The sequence below is a fragment of the Eudoraea sp. genome, assembly GCF_049665975.1.
GTDB lineage: Bacteria > Bacteroidota > Bacteroidia > Flavobacteriales > Flavobacteriaceae > Eudoraea.
In genome coordinates this window covers 1-3,601 of sequence record NZ_JBATGR010000106.1, presented here as the reverse complement: position 1 = coordinate 3,601, position 3,601 = coordinate 1, and the positions used below count along the sequence as shown (strand labels likewise).

At 31.7% G+C, this 3,601-nt stretch carries 5 protein-coding genes; 4 read left to right on the top strand and 1 reads right to left on the bottom strand.

Translation table 11 applies throughout. The features are described 5' to 3' along the window. The first annotated feature begins 124 nt into the window (after positions 1–124). Positions 125–490, top strand: coding sequence for a hypothetical protein (locus tag WBN20_RS04315; RefSeq protein WP_424280827.1), 366 nt, complete (start codon positions 125–127; stop codon positions 488–490). A 2-nt stretch (positions 491–492) separates the two neighbouring features. On the opposite strand, the gene WBN20_RS04310 is transcribed toward WBN20_RS04315, so the two are convergent. Beyond that, positions 493–1,002 carry a hypothetical protein gene (locus WBN20_RS04310; RefSeq protein WP_424280826.1) on the bottom strand — a complete coding sequence of 170 codons (510 nt, stop codon included), beginning with the start codon at positions 1,000–1,002 and terminating at the stop codon, positions 493–495. A gap of 864 nt (positions 1,003–1,866) precedes the next feature. Here WBN20_RS04310 and tsaE point away from each other — a divergent pair. From tsaE to WBN20_RS04295, 3 genes are all read left to right on the top strand, one after another. Continuing rightward, entirely contained in the window at positions 1,867–2,289 is a 423-nt protein-coding gene (tsaE, locus tag WBN20_RS04305) for a tRNA (adenosine(37)-N6)-threonylcarbamoyltransferase complex ATPase subunit type 1 TsaE (RefSeq protein ID WP_424280825.1), read from the top strand. 490 nt (positions 2,290–2,779) lie between these two features. Then, on the top strand, positions 2,780–2,914 hold the full coding sequence (locus WBN20_RS04300; RefSeq protein WP_424280824.1) for a hypothetical protein: 135 nt from the start codon (positions 2,780–2,782) through the stop codon (positions 2,912–2,914). A 102-nt stretch (positions 2,915–3,016) separates the two neighbouring features. Next, a partial coding sequence (locus WBN20_RS04295; protein WP_424280823.1) for a hypothetical protein occupies positions 3,017–3,601 on the top strand: 585 nt, incomplete at its 3' end.

Here is a 3,601-nt window from a genome sequence, read left to right as displayed (position 1 = left end):
TACAATTAATTAAAATTTTAGAGAATTGGGTTCTTTTTTATCTCTTTTTAAAACCCTATCTTTGGAAATATGAAATTTTATATCGATTATTTTCTAGGTAATGTTTAAAACAATAGATCGCCTAATGCAGTTTATTAAATTTGCCGGACTCAGCGCAAGGCAATTTGATATTTCAATTGGCGCCAGTAATGGATATACCTTAAGAATGAAAAAAAACAATGCCTCAATTGGCAGCGATGTCATCGAAAACATTCTTAAAGTATACCCTCAACTTAATGTAGCCTGGCTGATAACCGGGGAAGGTGAAATGTTGAAAAAACAGGAAGAACCTGAAATCCTTGATTTTGATCAGTTACCCAAAACCAGAAAACAGGAGATTGAACAACTTATTGAGGGAAAAATTAAAGAAAAACAGGAAGAGGAATTAAAACGATTATTAAAAGAAGTTACCGAAGAAATTGAAAAAACTCAGAAGCGCATAAAAGAATAACTTTAATAATCGATGTTTAAATGTTTTACCAATTCTTCCCTTAAAGTTATAAGCTTTATTAATTGCTGTTGCGTATTAGATTCCTGGGCTATATCTTCTTTCAGTTTTTTAAATCGTTTTACGTTTTTGTAAAGCACGCTGTTTGTGTTAAAATCAGTATTTTTTAGAAGATCCTCTATCTCCTCCGCCAGATGATCATACATTATTAATATTTCCACCCGGTATTTAATGGCTTTAGATATCAAAAAAAGAAGAAGTACAACACAAAATATGGCTGGGAACGCCTTTATGTTACCAGCTGCATCCAAAAGCGAGACATCTTGGGTGGCCTCCCAAAACTGGTAAGAATACAAAATTATTGGCGAAAGGATAGCGTATTTCCACCATTGCTGACAGGTAATAAACCACAGCACTAATGGAATAAGGATAATCAACTTTTGCAGCAAAAACCAAACAAAAGTCCTCACATTTAGAAATCCATTATTACTGAGCTGGATTATTCCAAAATCCAATATTTGTTTATTTTTAGGAATCAAAAAATGTGTAAACCAAAGAAGCGTTGTAAAAACCAATAAACACACTACTATTAAATTTAGGCGATCTCGATGTACCTTAACTATATGGTTTGTTGAGCATGTGTGACTAGTAAGAAGATTTTCTAATATTAGTTTAGCATTATAGATCTTTTGAAGATAGCTGGTCCGGGTTATTTTATTTCTTTTCTCAATCAAAGATTTAAAATTTTCTCGATAAAAATTGTTTGATTTTCCTATGTTTCCGCCCATTAAAGATTTAATGGAAATTTCTAACTGTCTTTTTCGATAGCGCTTGAAATAAAAAGAATCCAAAAAAAAGATAATAATAATTGTTGATGAAATCAGTAAAACCTTAATTGTAATTGAGTAAATCTCCAAATAGTAAAGATGAAAAGAGTACCTCCCAATTGGTTCAAATAAATTGTCCAATGTGTCTTTTAAGTACAGTACAGATAAAGGAATTATAAGATATTTCCATCTCATTGAAAGGGTAGTAAACCATATCATTAGTAAAGTAAAAGGGATAATACTTCTCAAAAGATACCAAACAAAAGTGCTGTTGTCTAGCAAGGGATGAGAAAATTCGATCCCAAATATTAAAATTGACGTATTATCATTGCTAAATAGTAGATGAGTATATCCCAAAAATGGCAAAATGGCAATTACAAGGGCTATAAGCATATCTGACTTGTATTTCTTTTGCCAATTATATTTTAGTGCCATAAAAACTAATTTATATTAATATTAGAATTTATTTTTACTTTAATAAACAAATAAAAAGACTGACTATATTCATTTATTAAATACCAAACTATTAAATATACTGATTTTATCCTATATATGCAGAAAATAATCTATACAATTCAGGAATTAGATGAGATCTCTAAAGAAATTCTGGATAATGCCACCTCCAAAACCCTTTGTTTTTATGGAGAGATGGGTTCCGGGAAAACCACACTAATTAAAGCTATGGTGCGTAGTTTAGGGGGAGGTGATCAGGCCAAAAGCCCTACTTTTGGGATTGTAAACGAATACCAACTTAGAGATGGGGATTTGTTAGGGTATCATTTTGACTTTTACCGTTTGGAAAGCGAGGAAGAAGCCATGGACCTGGGGCTTGAAGATTATTTTAATCAGGATGCCTGGATCTTTATGGAATGGCCAGAAAAAATTGCAAAACTCCTTCCTCCAAACTGCGTGAATATTTCGATAGAGGTAATTGATCCTGTAACCCGTAAAATTGAAATCGTATCCACTAAATAATAATCTGGCAACTATTATTTAAGCAGGTTTTGTTTGTTTTGGACAAAGTTTTTGAGAAAAGCGAATAGTTACGAATCCGATAAAGTGCGCAAAAATACCGATGAATAACAAGCACTTAAAACTATTTGCAATTCCATCTGATTTCATTTGATAAAAAATTGTTTAAAAATATTAAGCATATTTCCAAACTTGCTCACAGAATTTTTAGATTTAAAATCACGAATTATGCAAGCCGTTTTAAGTCAAGATCAAAAGCATAAAATTACAAAAAGGAGATAGAAGCTCAATTTGACCAAAAAATAGGGATTTGAACATCGTAAAGGGTCCATTTTTATTGTTTTAAATTCGATGAACGGTAAAATAATCGGTAAAATGTTCTGTTTTTACGTTAAAACGTGCTTTTTTTCCGATAAATAGCATTTAGTTAGTGTATTTTTTCCTACATTTGTTAGTGAGAACGAATCAAATCTTTAATAAAAAACAATTTACGATGAGCACGAAGAAACTTTTTTTTGGAATCTGCACCTGCCTAATTCTGATGGCTGCAGCCTTGACCCCCGACAATGTTATAGAAGATCAATTCGATAAAGATTCGATGGAGAAGTCAAAAATTATAATTAAGTAGTCAGAGACTGCAAATAGTGTAATCTATAATATTTTAAAAAGGGCAATCATAAATTGCCCTTTTTTTCGTTAGAGCAATATATTCCCCTTAATTATTGCCTTAATGAAACGCATTCCAGACAAGAGTAAAAAAGCCAAAAAAAGATTATATATAGAATCCCTTGCTATTTTTTTAATTATAGTAGCTCCCTTCATTTTTAAATTATATTATTATTTACCTAGAGACCCGGAGGCCACAATAAATTTCCTGGGAATGACGATTGATAAGAATGGATTTGCTGATATCTATACATATGCATGGTTCTTATTAGGTAAATTAGTTCCTTTTTATTTATTATTGATATGGTTCTTTACCAACAAGCACTGGTGGTATCATATTCTTTTGGTGCCTATATGTATGTATGCCTTCCAAATTTTAGAAGTCTTTTACTACCATGATGATGAAATCGTAGATATAGAAAACACATTGTGGATATTACCTGTATGCATGGTCGTAATCCCCTTTGTTTACTTTATTAGAGTAAAACTTTACGACAAATATGTTCATGGCATTGACCTGGATGCTATGGATGCAGAACTACAGTACTATAAAGACAAAGAACGCCAGGAAAATGAAAAAGTGGGTGTTAGGACTAAAGTAGAAGATCAAATGGAAGAAGATCTATCTAAAAAAACACCAGATAATGCC

Bases quoted from the DNA above. Each gene is read 5' to 3' on its own strand.
- WBN20_RS04315 (WP_424280827.1), top strand. From the start codon at position 125: ATGCAGTTTATTAAATTTGCCGGACTCAGCGCAAGGCAATTTGATATT.
- tsaE (WP_424280825.1), top strand. From the start codon at position 1,867: ATGCAGAAAATAATCTATACAATTCAGGAATTAGATGAGATCTCTAAA.
- WBN20_RS04300 (WP_424280824.1), top strand. From the start codon at position 2,780: ATGAGCACGAAGAAACTTTTTTTTGGAATCTGCACCTGCCTAATTCTG.